18 protein-coding genes are annotated in these 19,424 nt (G+C 56.4%); 10 read left to right on the top strand and 8 right to left on the bottom strand.

The genetic code is table 11. The features are described from left to right. Window positions 1–56 precede the first annotated feature (56 nt). Window positions 57–1,967 (bottom strand): sigma-54-dependent Fis family transcriptional regulator, encoded by a 1,911-nt coding sequence (locus ACZRJ6_RS05290; RefSeq protein WP_463967343.1) that lies wholly within the window; start codon window positions 1,965–1,967, stop codon window positions 57–59. A 306-nt stretch (window positions 1,968–2,273) separates the two neighbouring features. Between ACZRJ6_RS05290 and exaC the strand changes: the two genes are divergently transcribed. From exaC to ACZRJ6_RS05340, 10 genes are all read left to right on the top strand, one after another. Continuing rightward, a complete protein-coding gene (exaC, locus tag ACZRJ6_RS05295) occupies window positions 2,274–3,794 on the top strand; it encodes an acetaldehyde dehydrogenase ExaC (protein WP_463967344.1) in 1,521 nt (506 codons plus the stop codon). Between the two features lie 213 nt (window positions 3,795–4,007). Then, window positions 4,008–5,450, top strand: coding sequence for an ethanolamine permease (gene eat / locus ACZRJ6_RS05300; RefSeq protein ID WP_463967345.1), 1,443 nt, complete (start codon window positions 4,008–4,010; stop codon window positions 5,448–5,450). A gap of 51 nt (window positions 5,451–5,501) precedes the next feature. Then, a complete protein-coding gene (locus ACZRJ6_RS05305) occupies window positions 5,502–6,896 on the top strand; it encodes an ethanolamine ammonia-lyase subunit EutB (RefSeq protein WP_463967346.1) in 1,395 nt (464 codons plus the stop codon). Then, entirely contained in the window at window positions 6,893–7,747 is an 855-nt protein-coding gene (eutC, locus tag ACZRJ6_RS05310) for an ethanolamine ammonia-lyase subunit EutC (protein WP_463967347.1), read from the top strand. The genes ACZRJ6_RS05305 and eutC overlap by 4 nt, the downstream gene beginning before the upstream one ends. Before the next feature lie 91 nt (window positions 7,748–7,838). Further along, on the top strand, window positions 7,839–8,297 hold the full coding sequence (locus tag ACZRJ6_RS05315) for a GNAT family N-acetyltransferase (protein ID WP_463967348.1): 459 nt from the start codon (window positions 7,839–7,841) through the stop codon (window positions 8,295–8,297). A gap of 246 nt (window positions 8,298–8,543) precedes the next feature. Continuing rightward, window positions 8,544–9,200 (top strand): DedA family protein, encoded by a 657-nt coding sequence (locus ACZRJ6_RS05320; protein WP_463967349.1) that lies wholly within the window; start codon window positions 8,544–8,546, stop codon window positions 9,198–9,200. A gap of 6 nt (window positions 9,201–9,206) precedes the next feature. Next, window positions 9,207–10,019, top strand: a complete 813-nt coding sequence (locus ACZRJ6_RS05325; protein ID WP_463967350.1) for a M90 family metallopeptidase — start codon at window positions 9,207–9,209, stop codon at window positions 10,017–10,019. A gap of 111 nt (window positions 10,020–10,130) precedes the next feature. Beyond that, the gene (ppa, locus tag ACZRJ6_RS05330; protein ID WP_048724712.1) at window positions 10,131–10,658 is read left to right on the top strand and encodes an inorganic diphosphatase; all 528 of its coding nucleotides are present in this window, start codon (window positions 10,131–10,133) and stop codon (window positions 10,656–10,658) included. A gap of 829 nt (window positions 10,659–11,487) precedes the next feature. Beyond that, window positions 11,488–12,657, top strand: coding sequence for a DNA methyltransferase (locus ACZRJ6_RS05335; RefSeq protein ID WP_463967351.1), 1,170 nt, complete (start codon window positions 11,488–11,490; stop codon window positions 12,655–12,657). Window positions 12,658–12,669: 12 nt separating this feature from the next. Beyond that, window positions 12,670–13,593 (top strand): Bpu10I family restriction endonuclease, encoded by a 924-nt coding sequence (locus ACZRJ6_RS05340; protein ID WP_463967352.1) that lies wholly within the window; start codon window positions 12,670–12,672, stop codon window positions 13,591–13,593. Between the two features lie 458 nt (window positions 13,594–14,051). Here the strand turns inward: ACZRJ6_RS05340 and ACZRJ6_RS05345 are convergent, their stop codons facing one another. The 7 genes from ACZRJ6_RS05345 to ACZRJ6_RS05375 form a co-directional block, all read right to left on the bottom strand. Beyond that, on the bottom strand, window positions 14,052–14,888 hold the full coding sequence (locus ACZRJ6_RS05345) for a hypothetical protein (RefSeq protein ID WP_463967353.1): 837 nt from the start codon (window positions 14,886–14,888) through the stop codon (window positions 14,052–14,054). Between the two features lie 113 nt (window positions 14,889–15,001). After that, on the bottom strand, window positions 15,002–15,658 hold the full coding sequence (locus ACZRJ6_RS05350) for a helix-turn-helix domain-containing protein (RefSeq protein ID WP_463967354.1): 657 nt from the start codon (window positions 15,656–15,658) through the stop codon (window positions 15,002–15,004). Window positions 15,659–15,660: 2 nt separating this feature from the next. After that, the gene (locus ACZRJ6_RS05355) at window positions 15,661–16,242 is read right to left on the bottom strand and encodes a recombinase family protein (protein ID WP_338574860.1); all 582 of its coding nucleotides are present in this window, start codon (window positions 16,240–16,242) and stop codon (window positions 15,661–15,663) included. Window positions 16,243–16,445: 203 nt separating this feature from the next. Beyond that, window positions 16,446–16,796, bottom strand: coding sequence for a recombinase family protein (locus ACZRJ6_RS05360; RefSeq protein WP_463967355.1), 351 nt, complete (start codon window positions 16,794–16,796; stop codon window positions 16,446–16,448). Further along, on the bottom strand, window positions 16,793–17,059 hold the full coding sequence (locus ACZRJ6_RS05365; protein WP_122210010.1) for an AlpA family transcriptional regulator: 267 nt from the start codon (window positions 17,057–17,059) through the stop codon (window positions 16,793–16,795). Before ACZRJ6_RS05365 ends, ACZRJ6_RS05360 begins: the two co-directional genes overlap by 4 nt. Before the next feature lie 106 nt (window positions 17,060–17,165). Then, the gene (locus ACZRJ6_RS05370; RefSeq protein ID WP_463967356.1) at window positions 17,166–17,813 is read right to left on the bottom strand and encodes a hypothetical protein; all 648 of its coding nucleotides are present in this window, start codon (window positions 17,811–17,813) and stop codon (window positions 17,166–17,168) included. 49 nt (window positions 17,814–17,862) lie between these two features. Continuing rightward, window positions 17,863–19,080 carry a tyrosine-type recombinase/integrase gene (locus ACZRJ6_RS05375; RefSeq protein ID WP_289140245.1) on the bottom strand — a complete coding sequence of 406 codons (1,218 nt, stop codon included), beginning with the start codon at window positions 19,078–19,080 and terminating at the stop codon, window positions 17,863–17,865. Between the last annotated feature and the right edge of the window lie 344 nt (window positions 19,081–19,424).

Genomic DNA, 19,424 nt, shown 5'->3' on the forward strand with positions numbered 1-19,424 from the left:
ACATCGAGGCAGGTTAGCGCAGGGTGGGAGAAATCGCACTCTTTAGCTGCAGGATCTCAACGGGCGATGCCATGCTTACGCAGCTTTCTGTAAAGCGTATTACGGCTGACGCCCAACTGCCCGGCGGTATGGGTCATGTGCCAGCGTTGTTGCTCCAGGGCGTTGAGCAACGCCAGGCGCTCGGCATCGTCCAGGGGTGAGTCCGTAGGCTCATCCACTGCGACCGGCTGCGCTCGAGCCTGGCGAATTATCGCCGGCAAGTCCTCAAAGCCGACCCGCCCTTCGTCACACAACGCCGCCAACGTGCGCAACACTGTGCGCAGCTGCCGCACGTTGCCTGGCCAAGCGAACGCCAGCAGCGCCTGGCGTGCCGCACCATCGAGCAGCACCGGCTGATCGCCCGCCTCTTGCGCCAGCAGGAAGTCCAGCAACTGCGACTTGTCGCTACGCTCACGCAATGGCGGCAAGGAGATTTCCAGGCCGTTGAGCCGGTAGTACAGATCTTCGCGGAAGCTGCCGTCCTGCACCCGCTCCAGCAGGTTACGGTGGGTGGCGCTGATGATGCGCACGTTCACCGCTTGTGGTTCGCCACCGATAGGCACCACCAGACGATCCTCCAGCACCCTTAATAGCCGGGTTTGCAACGCCAGGGGCATGTCGCCAATTTCGTCGAGGAACAAGGTGCCGCCGTCGGCCTGTTGCAACTTGCCGCGCATGCCTTCCTTGCGCGAGCCGGTGAAACTGCCGCCGCGATAGCCGAACAGTTCACTTTCGATCAGGCTTTCCGGGATCGCCGCACAGTTGAGGGCGACGAAGGACTTTTCTGCCCGTTGACTGGCGTGGTGCACGGCCTTGGCGAAGGCCTCCTTACCGGAGCCGGTTTCGCCGTTGATCAGCAGCGGCACGTCACGCTCGAACACTCGCAGTGCCTTGCGAAAATCGCTTTGCAGCGCCGCATCTCCCAGGCAAATACTCGGCAGGCGCGGCCGCTCCACCTGCGGCGGCGCTTGTACCACCGGGCTCGGCACACTACGGGGCTGGCCGCGTAATACCGCGAATACATTGCGCCCATCGCGGGTGCGCAGGGGCCAACTGGCGCTGGCATGGACGCTGGCACGACCGAGTAGTTCATCCAGGGAACAATCGAAAAACATCTCCACCGGCAGCCCCAGCAAACGCCCACGGGCTTCGCCCAGCAGGTTCAGCGCGCTCTGGTTGAGGGCGCAAATCCGCCCTTCGCCATCAAACGCCAGCAAGCCTTCGCTGAACAGGCCCACGGACTCGGCCTGCAAGTGGAAGCGCAGCAGCCAGTGACTCTCAAAATAACGCAGGAAGTAGCAGCTCTCGATCATCTTCGCCGAGAGGTTGACCAGGGCCATGGTGTGGAACTGGCTCTGGCGCGAGACCGCTTCCCGTGCCGAGGACACATCGAGCACCGCCAGCAGCTCGCCATGGGGATCGAACACCGGGCTGGCGGAGCAGGTCAGGCCGGTATGGCGGCCACGGAAGTGTTCATCGCGATGAATGGTCAGTGCCTGGCGCTCCACCAGGCAGGTGCCAATACCGTTGGTGCCTTCGCAGGCCTCGCTCCAGTCGGCGCCAAGCCACAGCCCGGCGCGCTCGAAAATCTTGCGTTCGCTGGGGGCGGTGACGCAGTTGAGGATCACCCCACGCGCATCGGTCAGCAGCACCGCGTGGCCCGCGCCGGAAAGTTGCTGGTGCAGGCTGTTCATTTCATTGCCGGCGATGCGCAACACCTGTTGCAGGCGCTCACGACTTTCCAGCAGGCGACCATGTTCCAGCACCGTGGGGGCGATGGTCAGCGCGGGGTCGAGGTGATAATCCTCCAGGCAACGCAGCCAGGAGCGGGCAATAGACGGATCGCTGCCCGGACCGTGCTGTGGGTCTTGGCCACGGGTTACGGTCAGCACTTGCTGGGCATGGCGACTGAAATCATTGTTGTGCATGTTCTTATTATTCTCCTGCTGCGTGAGACACACCGCGGACCGGGACGCCCAGCATCCTCCAGGCTCTTGCTCATTGCAATCGCGGTTCGACCCGTGGGTCACAGGGCGTATCGCTTATGGCACAAACTGTCACGAAGGCTGTATCACTCCTGTCACAACGAACGCCTGTAAAAAATCGCAAGCCCTTGATTTACCTAGCCTGCAAGGCACTGGCCCGACCTTTGCTCTACGCTTATACAAGCGCAGCTGCCTATGCATGCAATGTGCTGCACTCCAAATAAACATAAAAGCCAGGAGATACCCACCATGCGTTACGCACACCCCGGTACTGAAGGCGCTATCGTTTCGTTCAAGGCCAAGTACGGCAACTTTATCGGTGGCGAGTTTGTTGCGCCGGTCAAAGGCAACTACTTCACCAATACCTCGCCAGTAAACGGCAAGCCCATCGCCGAATTCCCACGCTCTACTGCCGAAGACATCGACAAGGCCCTGGACGCCGCCCACGCCGCCGCTGACGCCTGGGGCAAGACCTCGGCCCAGGACCGCTCGCTGGTGCTGCTGAAAATCGCCGACCGCATTGAACAGAATCTGGAACTGCTGGCCATCACCGAAACCTGGGACAACGGCAAAGCAGTTCGCGAAACCCTCAACGCCGACATCCCCCTGGCCGCTGACCACTTCCGTTACTTCGCCGGTTGCATCCGCGCCCAGGAAGGCAGCAGCGCCGAAATCAACGAACACACCGCCGCCTATCACTTCTACGAACCGCTGGGCGTGGTCGGGCAGATCATCCCGTGGAACTTCCCGCTGCTGATGGCTGCCTGGAAACTCGCGCCGGCCCTGGCCGCCGGTAACTGCGTGGTGCTCAAGCCCGCCGAGCAAACCCCGCTGGGCATCAACGTGCTGATGGAACTGATCGGCGACCTGCTGCCGCCAGGCGTGCTGAACGTGGTGCATGGCTTCGGCAAAGAAGCCGGCGAAGCCCTGGCCACCAGCAAGCGCATCGCCAAGATCGCCTTTACCGGCTCAACGCCAGTGGGCTCGCACATCATGCATGCGGCCGCCGAGAACATCATTCCCTCCACCGTTGAGCTGGGCGGCAAATCGCCGAACATCTTCTTCGCCGACATCATGAAAGCCGAACCGCAGTTCATCGAGAAGGCCGCCGAAGGCCTGGTGCTGGCGTTCTTCAACCAGGGCGAAGTCTGCACCTGCCCATCCCGTGCATTAGTGGAAGAGTCGATCTACGACGATTTCATGAAAGTGGTGATGAAAAAGGTCGAGCAGATCAAGCGCGGCGACCCGCTGGACACCGACACCATGGTCGGCGCCCAGGCTTCCGAGCAACAATTCGACAAGATTCTTTCCTACCTGGAAATCGCCAAGGCTGAAGGCGCCGAGCTACTGACCGGCGGCAAGGTTGAGAAGTTGACCGGCGATTTGGCCACCGGCTATTACATCCAGCCAACCCTGCTCAAGGGCAACAACAAGATGCGGGTGTTCCAGGAAGAAATCTTTGGCCCGGTGGTGAGCATCACCACCTTCAAGGATGAAGCCGAAGCGCTGGCGATTGCCAACGACACCGAGTATGGCCTGGGCGCTGGTTTGTGGACCCGCGATATCAACCGCGCTTACCGCATGGGTCGGGCGATCAAGGCTGGTCGTGTCTGGACCAACTGCTATCACCTGTACCCGGCGCATGCTGCGTTTGGCGGTTACAAGAAGTCCGGTGTGGGCCGTGAAACTCACAAGATGATGTTGGATCACTATCAGCAGACCAAAAACCTGTTGGTGAGCTACGACATTAATCCGTTGGGCTTCTTCTAAGCACTTCTGTGCGGGCAACCCACTCCCATATTTGAAACGCCATCAAGTGTGGGAGCCGGGCTTGCCCGCGATGGCGGCGTGTCATTTAACAAATGATGTTTGCTGAACTGCCGCTATCGCAGGCAAGCCCACATTTGATCTTCGCAAGTAGCTGCTACCCCATCCGGCTCAAGAAAGCCGGGACAAAACAATAAGAATAGAAGGTGCTTCATCATGCCTAGCGAACCTAGCGGCACATCCGGCTCCTCCGTCGACTTCGAAAAGGTCGGCTCCGAATACTTCCAGCAACGTGAACTGAAAAAAGGCGCCGCCGGCTGGGTGCTTTTGGTCGGCCTCGGCGTTGCCTACGTGATCTCCGGCGACTACGCCGGCTGGAACTTCGGCCTGGCCCAAGGCGGCTGGGGCGGGATGTTCCTCGCCACACTACTGATGGCCACCATGTACTTGTGCATGTGTTTTTCCCTGGCCGAACTGTCCTCCATGATTCCGACCGCCGGCGGCGGCTACGGCTTTGCCCGCAGCGCATTTGGCCCCTGGGGCGGATTCCTCACCGGCACGGCGATCCTGATCGAGTACGCCATCGCTCCGGCCGCCATCGCAGTGTTTATCGGCGCCTATTGTGAGTCGCTGTTCGGCATTGGCGGCTGGATGATTTATCTGGCGTTCTACATCATCTTCATCGGCATCCACATCTTTGGTGTTGGTGAAGCGCTGAAGTTGATGTTCGTCATCACTGCCGTCGCCGCCATTGCGTTGGGCGTGTTCCTGGTGGCGATGGTGCCGCACTTCGATGTTGCCAACCTGCTGGACATTCCGGTAACTGAAGCCAAAGGCGCCAGCAGCTTCCTGCCGTTTGGTTATGTCGGCGTGTGGGCAGCGATTCCTTACGCGATCTGGTTCTTCCTCGCCGTCGAAGGCGTGCCACTGGCCGCCGAAGAAACCAAAAACCCGAAACGCGACCTGCCCCGTGGGCTGATTGGCTCCATTGTGGTGCTCACCAGCTTCGCCCTGCTGATCCTGGTGATTGCACCGGGCGGTGCTGGCACCCTGGCGCTGGTCAAATCCGGCAACCCGCTGGTCGAATCCCTGGCCCTGGCCTACGGCGGCTCGACTTGGATGGGCAGTTTCGTCAATCTGGTGGGTCTGGCTGGGCTGATCGCCAGCTTCTTCTCGATCATCTACGCCTACTCGCGGCAGATCTTCGCCCTGTCCCGCGCCGGCTACCTGCCGCGCAAACTGTCCCAGACCAACAAAAGCAAGGCGCCAGTCCTGGCGCTGATCATCCCCGGCATCATCGGTTTTGGACTGTCACTGACCGGCCAGGGTGACTTGCTGATCCTGGTGGCGGTGTTCGGCGCGACCATTTCCTACGTGCTGATGATGGCCGCGCACATCACCCTGCGTATCCGCCGCCCCAAAATGGACCGTCCGTACCGCACACCGGGCGGCATCTTCACCTCAGGCCTTGCCCTGGTACTCGCCTGCATCGCTGTCGTGGCGGGCTTTCTGGTAGATCCGCGGGTGGTGATTGGCGCTGCGATCATCTATGGAGTATTAATTGCTTACTTTGCTTTCTACAGTCGGCATCACTTGGTAGCAGGCACGCCGGAAGAAGAGTTTGCGGCCATTCAAGCCGCAGAAGCTGCCTTGCACTAACGCCGTAAACCACGGCGCGGGCCAACACCCGCGTCGTCATGGAGAGTCTGTATGGCAAGCTTTTCCCATTCGGTCGGCGCACTGACCTACCGCTTCGACAGCCTCAAAGACGTGATGGCCAAGGCCAGCCCGGCGCGCTCCGGAGATTTCCTCGCCGGTGTTGCGGCACAGAACGACGGCGAACGGGTCGCGGCGCAAATGGCCTTGGCCAATATTCCCCTGAAGCACTTCCTTGAAGAAGTGTTGATCCCTTATGAAAGCGACGAAGTCACCCGACTGATCATCGACACCCACGACAAACAGGCGTTTGCCGTGGTCAGCCACCTGACCGTCGGCGGCCTGCGGGACTGGCTGCTCAGCGACGCGGCCGACGAGCACAGCCTACGAGCCCTGGCGCCGGGGCTGACACCGGAAATGGCCGCCGCCGTGTCGAAGATCATGCGCGTGCAGGACCTGGTGTTGGTGGCGCAGAAGATCCGCGTCATTACCCAATTTCGCGGCACCATGGGCCTGCGTGGGCGCCTGTCCACGCGCCTGCAACCCAACCACCCTACCGATGAACCGGCGGGCATCGCCGCGAGCATTCTCGATGGACTGCTCTATGGCAACGGCGACGCGATGATCGGCATCAACCCGGCCACCGACAGCATCGCCTCGATCTGCGCCATGCTGGAAATGCTCGACGCGATCATCCAGCGCTATGAAATTCCCACCCAAGCCTGTGTGTTAACCCACGTCACCACATCCATCGAGGCTATCAACCGGGGCGTGCCGCTGGACCTGGTGTTCCAATCGATTGCCGGCACCGAAGCGGCCAACGCCAGTTTCGGCATCAATCTAAATGTGCTGCAGGAAGGTTACGACGCGGGCTTGAGCCTGAATCGCGGCACCCTGGGGCAGAACCTGATGTACTTCGAGACCGGCCAGGGCAGCGCCCTGTCGGCCAATGCGCATTTTGGTATTGACCAGCAAACCTGCGAAACCCGCGCCTATGCTGTGGCGCGGCACTTCAAGCCGTTCCTGGTGAACACCGTGGTCGGTTTTATCGGCCCGGAGTACCTGTACAACGGCAAGCAGATCATCCGCGCTGGCCTGGAAGATCACTTCTGCGGCAAGCTGCTGGGGGTGCCGATGGGTTGCGATATCTGCTACACCAACCACGCCGAAGCCGACCAGGACGATATGGACACCCTGCTGACCCTGCTGGGCGTGGCCGGAATTAACTTCATCATGGGCATCCCCGGCTCCGACGACATCATGCTCAACTACCAGACCACCTCGTTCCACGATGCGCTGTACGCCCGACAAACATTGGGTTTAAAACCAGCGCCGGAGTTTGAACAGTGGCTGGCGAAAATGGGTATCTTCACGCAAGCCGATGGCAAAGTGCGTTTTGGCAACAGCCTGCCGCCAGCCTTCCGCCAAGCCTTGGCGCAATTGGGATGAAGGAACCTCCAGTGCATATCGATACCCCTGAGATCAGCACCGAGCCTGTGGATAATCCCTGGCTGGAACTGCGCCGTCTGACCCCGGCGCGGATTGCCCTGGGCCGCACCGGCACCAGCATTCCCACGGGCGCACAACTGGACTTTCAGTTCGCCCACGCCCAGGCCCGGGACGCGGTGCACCTACCGTTCGATCACGCAGGCTTGAGCAGTCAAATGGCCGAACGCGGCCGCGACAGCCTATTGCTGCACAGCGCTGCTATCGACCGCCACAGCTACCTGCAACGCCCGGATCAGGGACGGCGCCTGAGTGATGAGTCGGCGCAGATCCTGCGGGACTACGCCGAGGCCAACCCAGGCGGCGTCGACTTGGCAGTGGTGGTGGCCGATGGCCTGTCGGCGCTGGCGGTGCATAAACATACGTTGCCGTTTCTGACACGAATGGAAGAGCAGACTCACGCAGAAGGCTGGTCGCTGTCGCCGGTGATTCTGGTGGAACAGGGCCGTGTGGCGGTGGCCGACGAAATAGGCCAATTGCTGGGCGCAAAAATGGTGGTGATCCTGATCGGCGAACGGCCGGGGCTCAGTTCACCGGACAGCCTCGGGCTGTATTTCACCTACAACCCCAAGGTCGGCCTGACCGATGCATACCGAAACTGTATTTCCAATGTTCGCCTGGAGGGCTTGAGCTACGGCATGGCGGCTCACCGCCTGCTGTACTTGATGCGCGAAGCCTGTCGCCGGCAACTGTCGGGGGTCAACCTCAAGGATGAAGCCCAGGTTCAGACACTGGAATCAGACGATCCTGCGATGATGAAGCGCAACTTTCTGCTCAGCCCGCCGGAGGATTGATTCTGCACGATTGCGATTTTTTCCGACTTTAGGCAGCATCAAACCACGGCCGCTCGCGTCGTCGTCCCCTATTTGGAAGTTGAGGCCTAGCATGCGGATTACTCAAGCGACCCTGGAACACCTGGACCTGCTGACCCCGTTATTCGTCAAATACCGCGAATTTTATGGCGCGCTGCCCTTTCCTGATTCATCCCGGGCCTTCCTGGAGAAGCGTCTGCGGCGCAAGGAATCGGTGATCTACCTGGCCCTGCCGGATGACGACGACGACAAACTGCTTGGCTTTTGCCAGCTGTATCCGAGCTTTTCGTCGCTGTCCCTCAAGCGCGTGTGGATTCTCAACGATATCTACGTTGCCGAAGATGCCCGGCGCCAGTTGGTGGCCGATAACCTGATGCGAACGGCGAAGAAAATGGCCAAGGAAACTCACGCCGTACGCTTGCGGGTGTCCACCAGCAGCGACAATAAAGTGGCTCAAAAGACCTATGAGTCGATCGGGTTTCGTGAAGATACGGAGTTCAAGAACTACGTGTTGCCGATCAGCGACGAATAGCCCCGCTAAAGGCAGCACAAACCTATGGCAAGGGAGATTTTCTCCCGCTGGGCTGCGCAGCAGCCCCATAACCTGCCCAGCTACCCTCTGCGACATCCCCCGCTACAAAACCAACACGCTTTTCACCACTCAGTCCGTATAATGCCGACGTTTCGGGTCGTAAGAAAATCGCCACAACCTTGTAGCCTTATTACCCGAAGCCTTCGCACGCCCCGCTGAGTCGGGTCATTCACACAGGTGCCATCCATGGATTTCAACCCGCTCGACCTTATCCTGCATCTCGACGTGTATCTCGACCTGCTGGTAACCAACTACGGGCCGTGGATCTACGCCATCCTGTTTCTAGTGATCTTTTGCGAAACCGGGCTGGTGGTCATGCCGTTCCTGCCGGGTGACTCGCTGCTGTTCATCGCCGGCGCCGTAGCCGCGGGCGGCGGCATGGACCCGGTCCTGCTGGGCGGCCTGTTGATGCTGGCGGCAATCCTCGGCGACAGCACCAACTACGTGATCGGACGAACGGCTGGGGAGCGTTTGTTCAGCAACCCCAACTCGAAAATCTTCCGCCGCGACTACCTGCAGAAAACCCACGACTTCTACGACAAGCACGGTGGCAAAACCGTGACCCTGGCGCGCTTCCTGCCGATTCTGCGGACCTTCGCGCCGTTCGTCGCTGGCATCGCCAAGATGCCGTACCCACGCTTCTTCGGTTTCAGTGTTTTCGGCACCATCCTGTGGGTTGGCGGCCTCGTCACCCTGGGCTACTACTTCGGTAACGTACCGTTCATCAAGAAAAACCTGTCGCTGCTGGTGGTGTTTATCATCCTTCTGTCCCTGGTGCCGATGATCATTGGCGTGTTCCGTAGCCGCTTTGGCCGCACCTCGTCCGAAGCCAAACCGCACTGACCGGCGATGTGGTCCCTCAGCGCCTGGCGTCGCCGGCGCATCCTGGCCAAGTATCCCGTTGCCGATGACACCTGGCAGCGGGTGCGCCATCACCTGACCTTTCTCGACGGCATCAGCGCCGAACAAGACCAGTGGCTGCGTGAAGCCTGCGTGATGTTTCTCGCGCAAAAACACCTCACCGCCCTGCCCGGCGTGGAACTGCACCAGGAACAACGCCTGCTGCTCGCCGCCCAGGCGCAACTGCCGTTGATGCACCTGGGTGATTTGGAGTGGTATCAGGGTTTCCACGAAATCGTCCTGTACCCCGACGACTTTGTCAGCCCGCAGCGCCATCGCGACGCCAGCGGTGTCGAGCACGAGTGGGATGGCGAACACAGCGGCGAAGCCTGGCAGCAAGGCCCGGTGATTCTCGCCTGGCCCGGCGTGCTGGCCAGCGGCAACTGGGAAGGCTACAACCTAGTGATCCACGAACTGGCCCACAAACTCGACATGCTCAACGGCGACGCCAACGGCCTGCCGCCGCTGCACAGCGACATGCGCGTACAGGAATGGGCGAATGTGATGCAAAGCGCCTTCGACGACCTCAACCGCCAACTCGACCACAACCCCGATGCCGAAACCGCCATCGACCCCTACGCCGCCGAAAACCCGGCAGAGTTTTTTGCTGTCACCAGCGAGTATTTTTTCAGCGCCCCGGATTTGCTGATCAGCAGTTACCCACAGGTCTACGAGCAACTGAGCCACTTTTACCGCCAAGATCCACTGACGCGCCTTACACAACTACAAGCCAGCGACCCGCGCTATCAGACTGAAGGCTAAGTACCGTACGACGTCTGGCGCGTGGCATCGGCCTCGGAATATGCCTATAATCGCCGCCACTTTTAGGCCAATCCGGCCAAGTTTCTTGGCCAACTACGGGGGCAACGCCCAATGAGCTACAGCAAGATTCCGGCTGGCAAAGACCTGCCGAACGACATCTACGTCGCCATCGAGATTCCGGCCAACCACGCGCCGATCAAATACGAAATCGACAAAGACAGCGACTGCCTGTTCGTTGACCGTTTCATGGCCACCCCGATGTTCTACCCGGCCAACTACGGTTTCATCCCCAACACCCTGGCTGACGACGGTGACCCCCTCGACGTGCTGGTCGTGACCCCTTACCCGGTCACCCCAGGCTCGGTCATCCGCGCTCGCCCGGTCGGCATCCTGCACATGACCGACGACGGCGGCGGCGATGCCAAAGTCATCGCAGTGCCACACGACAAACTGTCCCAGCTGTATGTCGACGTGAAGGAATACACCGACCTGCCGCCATTGCTGCTGGAACAGATCAAGCACTTCTTCGAGAACTACAAAGACCTCGAAAAAGGCAAATGGGTGAAGATCGAAGGTTGGGGTAACGCAGACGCCGCCCGTGCCGAGATCATGAAGTCGGTAGCCGCCTACAAAGGCTGATACCCGCGACTCATTGCCCAGGCAATCCAAAAAGCCCCGATTAATCGGGGCTTTTTTATGAGAGTGTTTTGGTGGTACACCCTCAATAATCGAAGGCCACCGGTGCCGCTGGATGAACATTTACTGAGCTAAAAAGGCTCTAAAACGGACGCGAAGCTGGGAAGTTGAGGGGGATATGGGTATCATGCGCGGCACATTTGGTAGGGGGTTGGCTTAACGCTCGCCGCCCTGCCTGGCGATGCGGAGGAGTTCCCGCTGATGCCCCTATCAGCCAGGTGAAAGCCTGGCTGAACGATTTGAAGGCTGGTGAGGTTTACCAAAAATAAGCTGAACCCGTCCCCGAGAAGCCGGCCACAAGCCGGCTTTTTAATGCCTTACAACCTCGTAATATCGAGCCTAAAAAAGCGCTGCCCACCCCAGCCCATACCTCAGCCCATACCCGTTAGCCAAGCTTGCTCTCTACCCAGAAATGAGCCTGAAAAGCTGACTAGAGCACCCTCAAACAAGGCTCACTACGCTTAATCCGATAAGTGAAGAGAAGCGCCTTCTGAAAGCGTCGAGCCATTAGCAATGGCAATGGCAATGGCAATGGCAATGGCAGCCGGACGCTAGCACTTGATACTGCAACATTGTTGAGGGAGAAGCCGCCTTAGCTGTTTTGGCGCGTCACGACCATTTCCCAGTGATGCTGCGGCGCGTCCTTGCTGGCCTTGGGGTCAGCAGGATTGTAAGATGGATTCCGCGTAGGCGCCCCCCACGCAAACGCCCTAGGTCATAACGATTTTTAACGGACCTTTGAGTACGCACCCTCCCTAAGTTTGAGATGTCAATGACTTCAGCTACAAAATTCTCCCTTGACGGTGTTTTCCTCCAGCCAAGGCTCAACATTGAAAACAAATCTAGGACCAGTCGTCTTCCTTGGCGAGGGCAGTTCTCTCCAGAGTTTGTGGAGTACCTTTTAGAAACTGCGCTATTAGACGCAAAGCATATTTTTGATCCGTTCTGTGGTAGTGGCACGGTGATTTATGAGGCGGCCTTCAAAGGGCGCACCGCAGTAGGTACCGAGGTTAACCCTTCAGCATGGCATCTCGCTGCGCTGGCTTCTTTGGCAAGCTCTGCGTCGATCAGCATTGATGCCATATGTTCCGAACTAGATAGAGTAATTCTTGAACTGTCGAGCTCTGGCTATTCCCAGAGTGCTGTGCGCGACGCATTGTTGTCCCCCACCATTCTTGAAGATACAAAAAAGTGTTTGACTGCGTGCGTTCTTCTCGGGATGAAAAACAGTGCTGAGCTGAACGAAAAAACAGTTCAGTATGGCGCTAAGATTGTAAAAAAAGTCCTCAGAGAGGTCGGGCTTTATAAGGGCGGTGGAGAGTGTCTTTTAGAGGATGCAAGATATACCTCCCTCGATGCTGGCACTATCGACGGTGTCATTACGTCACCGCCGTACATAAATGTCTTCAATTATCACCAAAACTACCGGCCAGCTACTGAGTTGCTCGGCTGGAATCCGTTGAGTGCTGCCAAATCCGAGATCGGAGCTAACCGTAAGCATCGACAGAACCGATTCCTGACCGTCGTTCAGTATTGCCTTGACATGGCGATGGTCATTGATGAACTGGCTAGGGTTTGTAGAGCAGACGCCGTTGTTGTGATGGTAGTAGGTAGGGAGTCTAATATTCTTGGGACTTCTTTTTTGAACTCTGAACTAATCACAAAGCTATTCGACGAGAGTCACGCCTTCATCTTCACAAATAAGGCAGAGCGGGTATTTACCAATCGGTTCGGTCAAGAGATATACGAAGACATTCTTGTTTTAAAATGTGTGGGTAAGAACAGCATACCGCAGGATGGCGCCAGAGCCATAGGTGTCGAGGCTCTGTTAGGGGCACTCAGTACCGCGCCTCAGAGCAGCGCAGACCTGCTACAGCTTGCTATCAAGTCTGCTGAAAAAGTATTGCCGTCCCCAAAGTTAGATTTAAAAAAACCGTATTAATAGGATATTAATGTGAAGGTTTCTCACCCGGAAACGCATGGCAGTAAATTAAAAGCATTAGCAAATAACACTAGCCTGCCACCTGGCGACAGACAGAGGGTAGCTGATGCCATTGATAGGTATGAAGAGTGGCGCTCGGCTCTATCAGAAATGTCTGGAGAGGGGAAAGAGCTGCTGGGTAGCCTCGTCGCGCTTCTTAATGATTACAAGAACTCGATTGATCTTGATCTGATATTCGGTTCGCAGGGGGACTTTCTATACCGCCAGAATGGCCAATTGAAACTTTCGAATAGCATACTGGAGGAGTTTTTGCCCTATGTATTCGATGAGCGCATGGTTCCGGGCTTTAAGCGATTGTCCAATGTGATATGCGGCCCCCAGTCATCATTCGCAGGTCTCAGTTTTGGATCTCCATTTCTAGATCTGGATTCTGGTGGTGTTTACCTTAAAAATAAAGATCAAGATTTTTCGGTTGCTAAAACGCACCGCATCACTATCAGTGATTTTCCTGTCACTGACAAATCGTACACAGCAAAGTTTTGCGTTTCGCATTTTGCCACTGAGATAAAAACCAACTTAGATAAGACAATGTTTCAAGAAGCATCTCAGACGGCGAATGAACTCAAGAAGGCAGTTCCTGGATCAAAGTACATTTTGCTTTGCGAATACCTGGATATGACACCCATTACAACAAAGCTAACCTCCATTGATGAAGTGGTTGTACTGCGGAAAGCTAAGCGTCTTGCATCGAATGTGCGCAAGGCGTTTAGTACGTACTCTGGCAGGCAAAACAGTTTGGCTGCATACACAAAATTCGTGCACGACAATCCAATCCATCTTTCAAGCTTCGAGCGCTTTCTCGCACACTTGGATGAATGCTTTCCAGAGGCTGGGGATGACACTGTTGATACCGTATTAGAGCGCGGGTATTTTTAAAAAGCACTAATGATCATATTTGTTTTCTTGCAAGGCCCGGTTCTGGTCCGGGCCGTCTCGTATCATTGGTATCCATCAGCTAATTATTCACTGAAGCGTGGACTGAATTCTCTTCACAAGACGCGCCTCCAGTTCTATCAAGCATTCTCCGTTGTTTAGGTAGGGTAAGTAGCGCAAATGTTTCCGATCAAATGGAACATTGTCTCCATCGCAAGGAATTCCTCATATAGAGAATGCGCTGGCAGCAAAAAAGCCATTAGCCAGTCTAGCGTTACGCCATGCTGTCGTGTCCGACTTACCCGTCTGGTGGTGAGGATGACTCTATGACAGGCAGCGCCAGCGAACAGTCTCGTCGCGCCAGAGGCAATGGCCGGGATAGCCCTGGGAGCTTGCTGGCGCTTTCAAAGCAGTTGTTTGGGAGAGACTCGGTATTGGCAGCAGCGGTTGCTAGGCGAACTCTAGGAGCGCAGCCAAACCCGAATCGCTTCATAGCGCTCTCTGCCTGCCGTGGTCGCTGATCGGCTGGCGTATCCCGGATTGGATTGCAAGCTGTGGGCGGTAAAGTCGAACTCTTTACCGCTGTAGGATACCCACGTGCCCGGAGTCTGAAGCTCAGTCACCGCAATGGCCTTATTGCCCCAGCGTTGGCGATAACCCCTTGTCGGAGGTGATGCGCCCAGATCTGGTTCCGGTGCAAGTAGCTCTCGGATGGCTTGTGGAGCGAGGGCAGCCGAGATGCAGGCGATTCCATGAAGGTGCAAGGGATGGTTTTCTTCGCTGTCACTGCTGGCAAGCTCCAAGACAAAAACCAGGTCTACGATACCGATTGTTCTGAGGAGTGCTGAAAGGTAGTCGGTCGGTCCTTTCTTGGCTGACAAGGCGGCTTCAGCTACCTCGTGGCCTAGACGGAAATTTATTACCTGAGCGTCAGGCTTCAGTGTGAACCCTAGAAAGCTGAAAGCGCGCTTTGTATCAGCCGGCAACCTTCGTTTCCAGTCTTGAAGAAGTACGTCAGAAGCGTAGTCCTGCGCGATTGCTTTTAGGTGATTGTTGTTGGCTTTCAGCCTGTCTATGCGTGCTTGGTCTTTCGTTTCCTGAAGCTCTAATTCCCCTAATACTGCTAGGTTCTTCATATGGGACGTATAGAAACCCGCCAAGCCCCCCGCGATAGCTGGTGTGCAGCGCTTTTTTCCTGGTGGCGTAATAGCAGCCTTTTTTGGAAAAGGGCCGCTCGCCTTGATTGCGTCTCCCTCAACAAAATCGCTCGTGCTGAGGTCCGTGTGTTGGTACTTCATGACTTAACTCGGCACCGATCCAATATATTGGATTTTCAAAATGGTCATCCCGGCAGAGGCGCCAGGGTGTTCGATACTTACACTAGTTTCTAGGGGTTTGACGAATGGCCGGGTCAAGTTCCGGTCATGAGTGAGTCAACCCCCTCACACACAATGTCGTCTTCATCCGTCTGATCTAGTTGCGCTAGGCGCCTACTCCCCATCCATCGCAGGTTTTCCAATTCATCTTGAGTGCCTTGAGTATCTCCACTGATCTCAGCTTCCTCTAGCCGCTGCTTTGCCCGCATCTCCGCCACGTCCTGCTCGGTCATGATGTGAATTTGTAATACGGGAAGCTCTTCGAACTCCGAAGCTTGATTGAGCTTCTCGATGGGAAGTGAGCGCCGGGTTACGTCTTGCGTTAGCTTGAGTGTCGTAGAAGCAGCGGCAAGTCCTCTGAAGGCAACCGGATCAGTCGGGTCGAGGGCTTCCAAGGCATTTGCTAGTTTTGTTCTGATCTGCTTACTCAGCGCCAGCTCATCCGTCACAAGTGCCGCTACTGTCTGCTGTACAGCTTCCAATGAAAAAGCTGACGTGAGCAGTTCCTCTCTGGCTCGCTCGATGAGAGCCTGTGTCCCAGCTCCAGCCACGGCGTTGTTCTTCTTCAGCAGACGCTGGACGGTGCTCACACTGATCGAAAGACGTTCTGCAATTGCGGACACTGTCCACCCGGCCTCACACAGTATTACTGCCTGTACAGCTTGGTCTGGCGTTTTCTGTTTACCTGCCATAGTCATTCCCCTTGAACGCTGACTGCGGATTTGCTGGCGCAGGCTCGTTTGACTGCGGCAATTGAAATCCCGAACTGGTGCGCCGTCTCCTGGATGGTGGCTTTTTGGGCTCTGCGCCACTCACTTACGGCGGCGTCATCAATCTTTTTGGGCGCGCCAAGCTTCTGCCCAGCCGCCCGAGCGCGTGCGATACCGGCCATCTGTCGAGCTTTGATGTTGGATCTCTCCAACTGCGCAACGGCGGCCAGCATTGCAAGCATCGCTTTTCCGACTGGAGATGAGAGATCAAAGCCCTCTCGCATTGATAAGACCGTCACACCTTTGGCCTCTAGCGCCTGGACAGTTACAAGCACATCGATAGTGTCGCGTCCCAGGCGGTCGATTGCCGATACAACCAAAGTGTCGCCTTTACGAGCAAACTTAAAGAGGTCTGTGAAGCCGGGACGTTCAAGGGCTTTCGTTCCTCCGGTAGTAGCTTCATCGGCGAACCAGTGCTCGACGTTGTGCAGCACAGCAATCGAGTGACGCTGTGCGTCAGTGCTCTGATCATCTGTGCTGACTCGGACGTAGGCTAGAACTGTCATAGGGGCGTTCACTCGATAGCTCAAAAGTATGGCTCAGAATATATCGAGTAGCTCATAACAAATCAACACATTTGAGCCATCTTGGCGCCCAGCGTTTTTGCAGAGCGGACCAAGCATATTTTGGGGCTCAAGAAGTACACCCTTTGAGCCAGTGAATTTCATGACAATTTGTTAGCTGGTTCGCTCGAAGCACATCTCGCACGTCAGAGCTTTTCCAACAGCGCTTTATCTGCCGTTCCTTGGTGGATAGACAAATGGAGGTTTTCTTGGGTTGAGATCACCGCTACACCCTTCTCATTGAGCGTCTGGAGAACCTCAATCAACTCCGTGACGCTTGCGCCTAAGCAGTCGAGCGACGAAACGACCATGACATCCCCTTTTTTTGCAAGCCGGCGTAGCTCACCGAAGCCGGACCGCTCTAAAGCTGGGGTCGATCTGCTGGACGTCATATCGGCGAACCAATGACCCACCTCGTGCGCCTGCTCAATCGCTCCAAGCTGAGGCTTGGCCTCTTGGCCATCAGCGCCAACAAGGAAATAGGCGAGCATGGTCATAGGCCTTCTCCTACTGCATTGGAACGGTAAGTAGCGTCACCGGAGATGCGATCTTCGACCCATTTTTCGATAGCAGTAGAGTCCCAGCCGACAGCCCTCGTGCCCAGACGAACGGATTTCGGAAATCGTCCTTGAGTCATGAGACTGTAAATGTGGGCGCGTTTGAAGCCGGTTAGAAGCTCGACATTTGGCAGCCTGAGTATGCGACGGCCTGAATAGCCAGAGGGGGCCGGGAGCGAACGATTTGAAGTAGTGTTTTGCATCGTGGAGTTCCTTGGTGCGTTGTGGACTGGTGGGAGCCATTCAATCCGCTAGCGCCAAGGAAGTCATTTCAACTGCAATTTCAACCATTGCAGTTGCAATCGTCGATCACCACATTTTGGCGTCTTTCGCCCGCCCGTTTGAGGCGGCAAATATTTTCTGAAGATTGCTTAGACTAAGGCCATGAGCTGGGTACCGATCAAGTATCTCTGCGATGACATCGGCTTGGTTATAAACAGGGCGCCCTGGCTTGAGCACCAAGTCCAGAAGAGCGGCTATTGTCAGATATTGGGATGGTTTCACTGCGCCCGTTGATGAGGCGCCGCTGGCGAAAGATTGACCCAATTCTTCAATCTCCTCAGTTTTGAAGAGCAGATGGCACTCGGCATGCGAGACTTTGGTAGTCCAGTCGATGCTTTGATAGACCTCAGCCTCGGCGCGCTCGATTTCACGTACCTCACCTGAAATTTCAAGTGTTATCTCGGGCTTACCAGCTGCCTCTATTATTGCTCTCGGATTTATGATTTGTCCTTTGCCTACTCCGTAGACATCAAAGAATCGCTCACCCATCTCATCCATAAGTCCTTCAACGCATTCGCCTTTCAACCTGTCAACATTGAGGTATGCGGCACATCGGCCAGCATCGCACTGCGCCAGTAAATCCTCCTTCAGAAGCGGGAAGCCACCCTTTTCCTTCAACCAGAGCAGCGCCTGCTCCAAGCTAAGCCACTGCAAGCCACGTAGATCTGCCCGCATGTCGGGTCACCTCATCGAATGATGGAAAAAGAATCGAAGCCTACAGCACTTAATCCGTAACATTCGAGGCCAACGCATAGTCCGCCCACTCCTGCATCAATGGCCGGCGCTTTTCGAGAAAGTCAGTACGAGAATATGCCCCTTCAGTTTGATCACGCTCGTCGTGTGCAAGCGCCATCTCACAAACCTCGCGAGTGTGTTCTGTATTTTCCGCAGCCCAGTCCCGGAACGTTGATCTAAATCCGTGACGGGTAATATCAGCGCGCCCTAAACCATGTAGGAGGTTGCGCACCGCATTTGCATGCATAACCCCACTCTTCCCTCGCCCTGGAAACAGGAATGGGCTCCCTTCGACTCGTGGGATCTTGGCTAGGATGCCTATTACCTGTTCGGCGAGAGGGATGACAAAGGCCTTCCGCGCCTTCATGCGCTCAGCCGACAGCAGCCAGATCTTCGAGTCAAAATCGAACTCCTCCCAACGTGCAAACCGGACCATATGCGCGCGGGCGCCAGTCAAAATAAGTAACTGAGCCGCAAACGACGCGAGCGTTTCATTCCCTCGCAGATTCGCCATCAATCCAGGCAACTCTGCCCACTTCAGGGCAGTAAAATGCTGGCGTTTTCGGGCCGCCTTCTTCGCATCCCTAGAAAGGAGATGCTCCAAATTACCTCGCCAACGGGCCGGATTTTCACCCACACGTAACCCGCGTGCTTTTGCCGCGTCCAACACCTGTTCGATCTGCCCGCGAACCTCGTCCGCCGTGCGAGTTTTCTCCCCCCATATGGGGTTCAAAATCTTTTGCACATGACCAACGTCAACTGCCTCAGCAGGAAGGTCACCGATTGACGGAAACGCATACTTCTCCATTTTTCGCACCCAACCCTTTCGCCACTTCTCAGAGTGCTTGCCGCTATGAGCTTGGTGGTACTCAAGGGCGAGGCTTTTGAACGAGTGACGCTTGGCCTCAGCAGCTAGCTCTAAAGCTCTCTGAGCTTCGCGAGCGGCTTCTCGGTCCGAAAGAGGGTCAACACCCGCATTCAACATTCGGCGAGCCCCTAGGGCATCTGTACGGGCGTCAGACAGGCTGATGTCTGGGTAAGCGCCCAGCCCCATATCACGAGACTTTCCATTCCACTTGTAGCGAAAAATCCAGCTTCCTTTGCCATCCGCGCTGTACTTGAAATACAGGTTTCCTCCGTCACCGGCGTAGCCTCGTTTACCAGACTTCAACAACCCGGCGATTCCCTTCACTGTCAGCTTGACCATATCCCCACCAAAACTACAGCCCATACGCAGGCCCATACCCAGAACGGTAGATGATGTTGGCGGGCACTGGCAAGCAGTAGACACTAGATAGCGTTTTACCCAATGTACAAGGGCTGTTCCCTCGATACACGTAGACGAGCCCGGACTTTATTGGACGCAGGAAAAGCCGCCCACAAGCCGGCTTTTTAATTGTCCAAAATAATCCTATCCCGTCCGAGAATCTTCCTGATAGCTTAGCTATTCCGGGGGGTTCAGGCATTCCCCTGTCCGATGGTGTTTAACGCCATCTGACCTCATCCGACGATGAAGTGGGGGGACAGGTGGGGGGACAAAAGGGACGACAG

It is taken from the genome of Pseudomonas sp. C321 (genome assembly GCF_055407105.1).

Bases quoted from the DNA above. Each gene is read 5' to 3' on its own strand.
- exaC (WP_463967344.1), top strand. From the start codon at position 2,274: ATGCGTTACGCACACCCCGGTACTGAAGGCGCTATCGTTTCGTTCAAG.
- ACZRJ6_RS05315 (WP_463967348.1), top strand. From the start codon at position 7,839: ATGCGGATTACTCAAGCGACCCTGGAACACCTGGACCTGCTGACCCCG.
- ACZRJ6_RS05365 (WP_122210010.1), bottom strand. From the start codon at position 17,059: ATGCAAAACACTACTTCAAATCGTTCGCTCCCGGCCCCCTCTGGCTAT.
- ACZRJ6_RS05305 (WP_463967346.1), top strand. From the start codon at position 5,502: ATGGCAAGCTTTTCCCATTCGGTCGGCGCACTGACCTACCGCTTCGAC.
- ACZRJ6_RS05320 (WP_463967349.1), top strand. From the start codon at position 8,544: ATGGATTTCAACCCGCTCGACCTTATCCTGCATCTCGACGTGTATCTC.
- ppa (WP_048724712.1), top strand. From the start codon at position 10,131: ATGAGCTACAGCAAGATTCCGGCTGGCAAAGACCTGCCGAACGACATC.
- ACZRJ6_RS05375 (WP_289140245.1), bottom strand. From the start codon at position 19,080: ATGGTCAAGCTGACAGTGAAGGGAATCGCCGGGTTGTTGAAGTCTGGT.
- ACZRJ6_RS05325 (WP_463967350.1), top strand. From the start codon at position 9,207: ATGTGGTCCCTCAGCGCCTGGCGTCGCCGGCGCATCCTGGCCAAGTAT.
- ACZRJ6_RS05370 (WP_463967356.1), bottom strand. From the start codon at position 17,813: ATGCGGGCAGATCTACGTGGCTTGCAGTGGCTTAGCTTGGAGCAGGCG.
- ACZRJ6_RS05355 (WP_338574860.1), bottom strand. From the start codon at position 16,242: ATGACAGTTCTAGCCTACGTCCGAGTCAGCACAGATGATCAGAGCACT.
- eat (WP_463967345.1), top strand. From the start codon at position 4,008: ATGCCTAGCGAACCTAGCGGCACATCCGGCTCCTCCGTCGACTTCGAA.
- ACZRJ6_RS05345 (WP_463967353.1), bottom strand. From the start codon at position 14,888: ATGAAGTACCAACACACGGACCTCAGCACGAGCGATTTTGTTGAGGGA.
- ACZRJ6_RS05360 (WP_463967355.1), bottom strand. From the start codon at position 16,796: ATGACCATGCTCGCCTATTTCCTTGTTGGCGCTGATGGCCAAGAGGCC.
- eutC (WP_463967347.1), top strand. From the start codon at position 6,893: ATGAAGGAACCTCCAGTGCATATCGATACCCCTGAGATCAGCACCGAG.
- ACZRJ6_RS05290 (WP_463967343.1), bottom strand. From the start codon at position 1,967: ATGCACAACAATGATTTCAGTCGCCATGCCCAGCAAGTGCTGACCGTA.
- ACZRJ6_RS05335 (WP_463967351.1), top strand. From the start codon at position 11,488: ATGACTTCAGCTACAAAATTCTCCCTTGACGGTGTTTTCCTCCAGCCA.
- ACZRJ6_RS05350 (WP_463967354.1), bottom strand. From the start codon at position 15,658: ATGGCAGGTAAACAGAAAACGCCAGACCAAGCTGTACAGGCAGTAATA.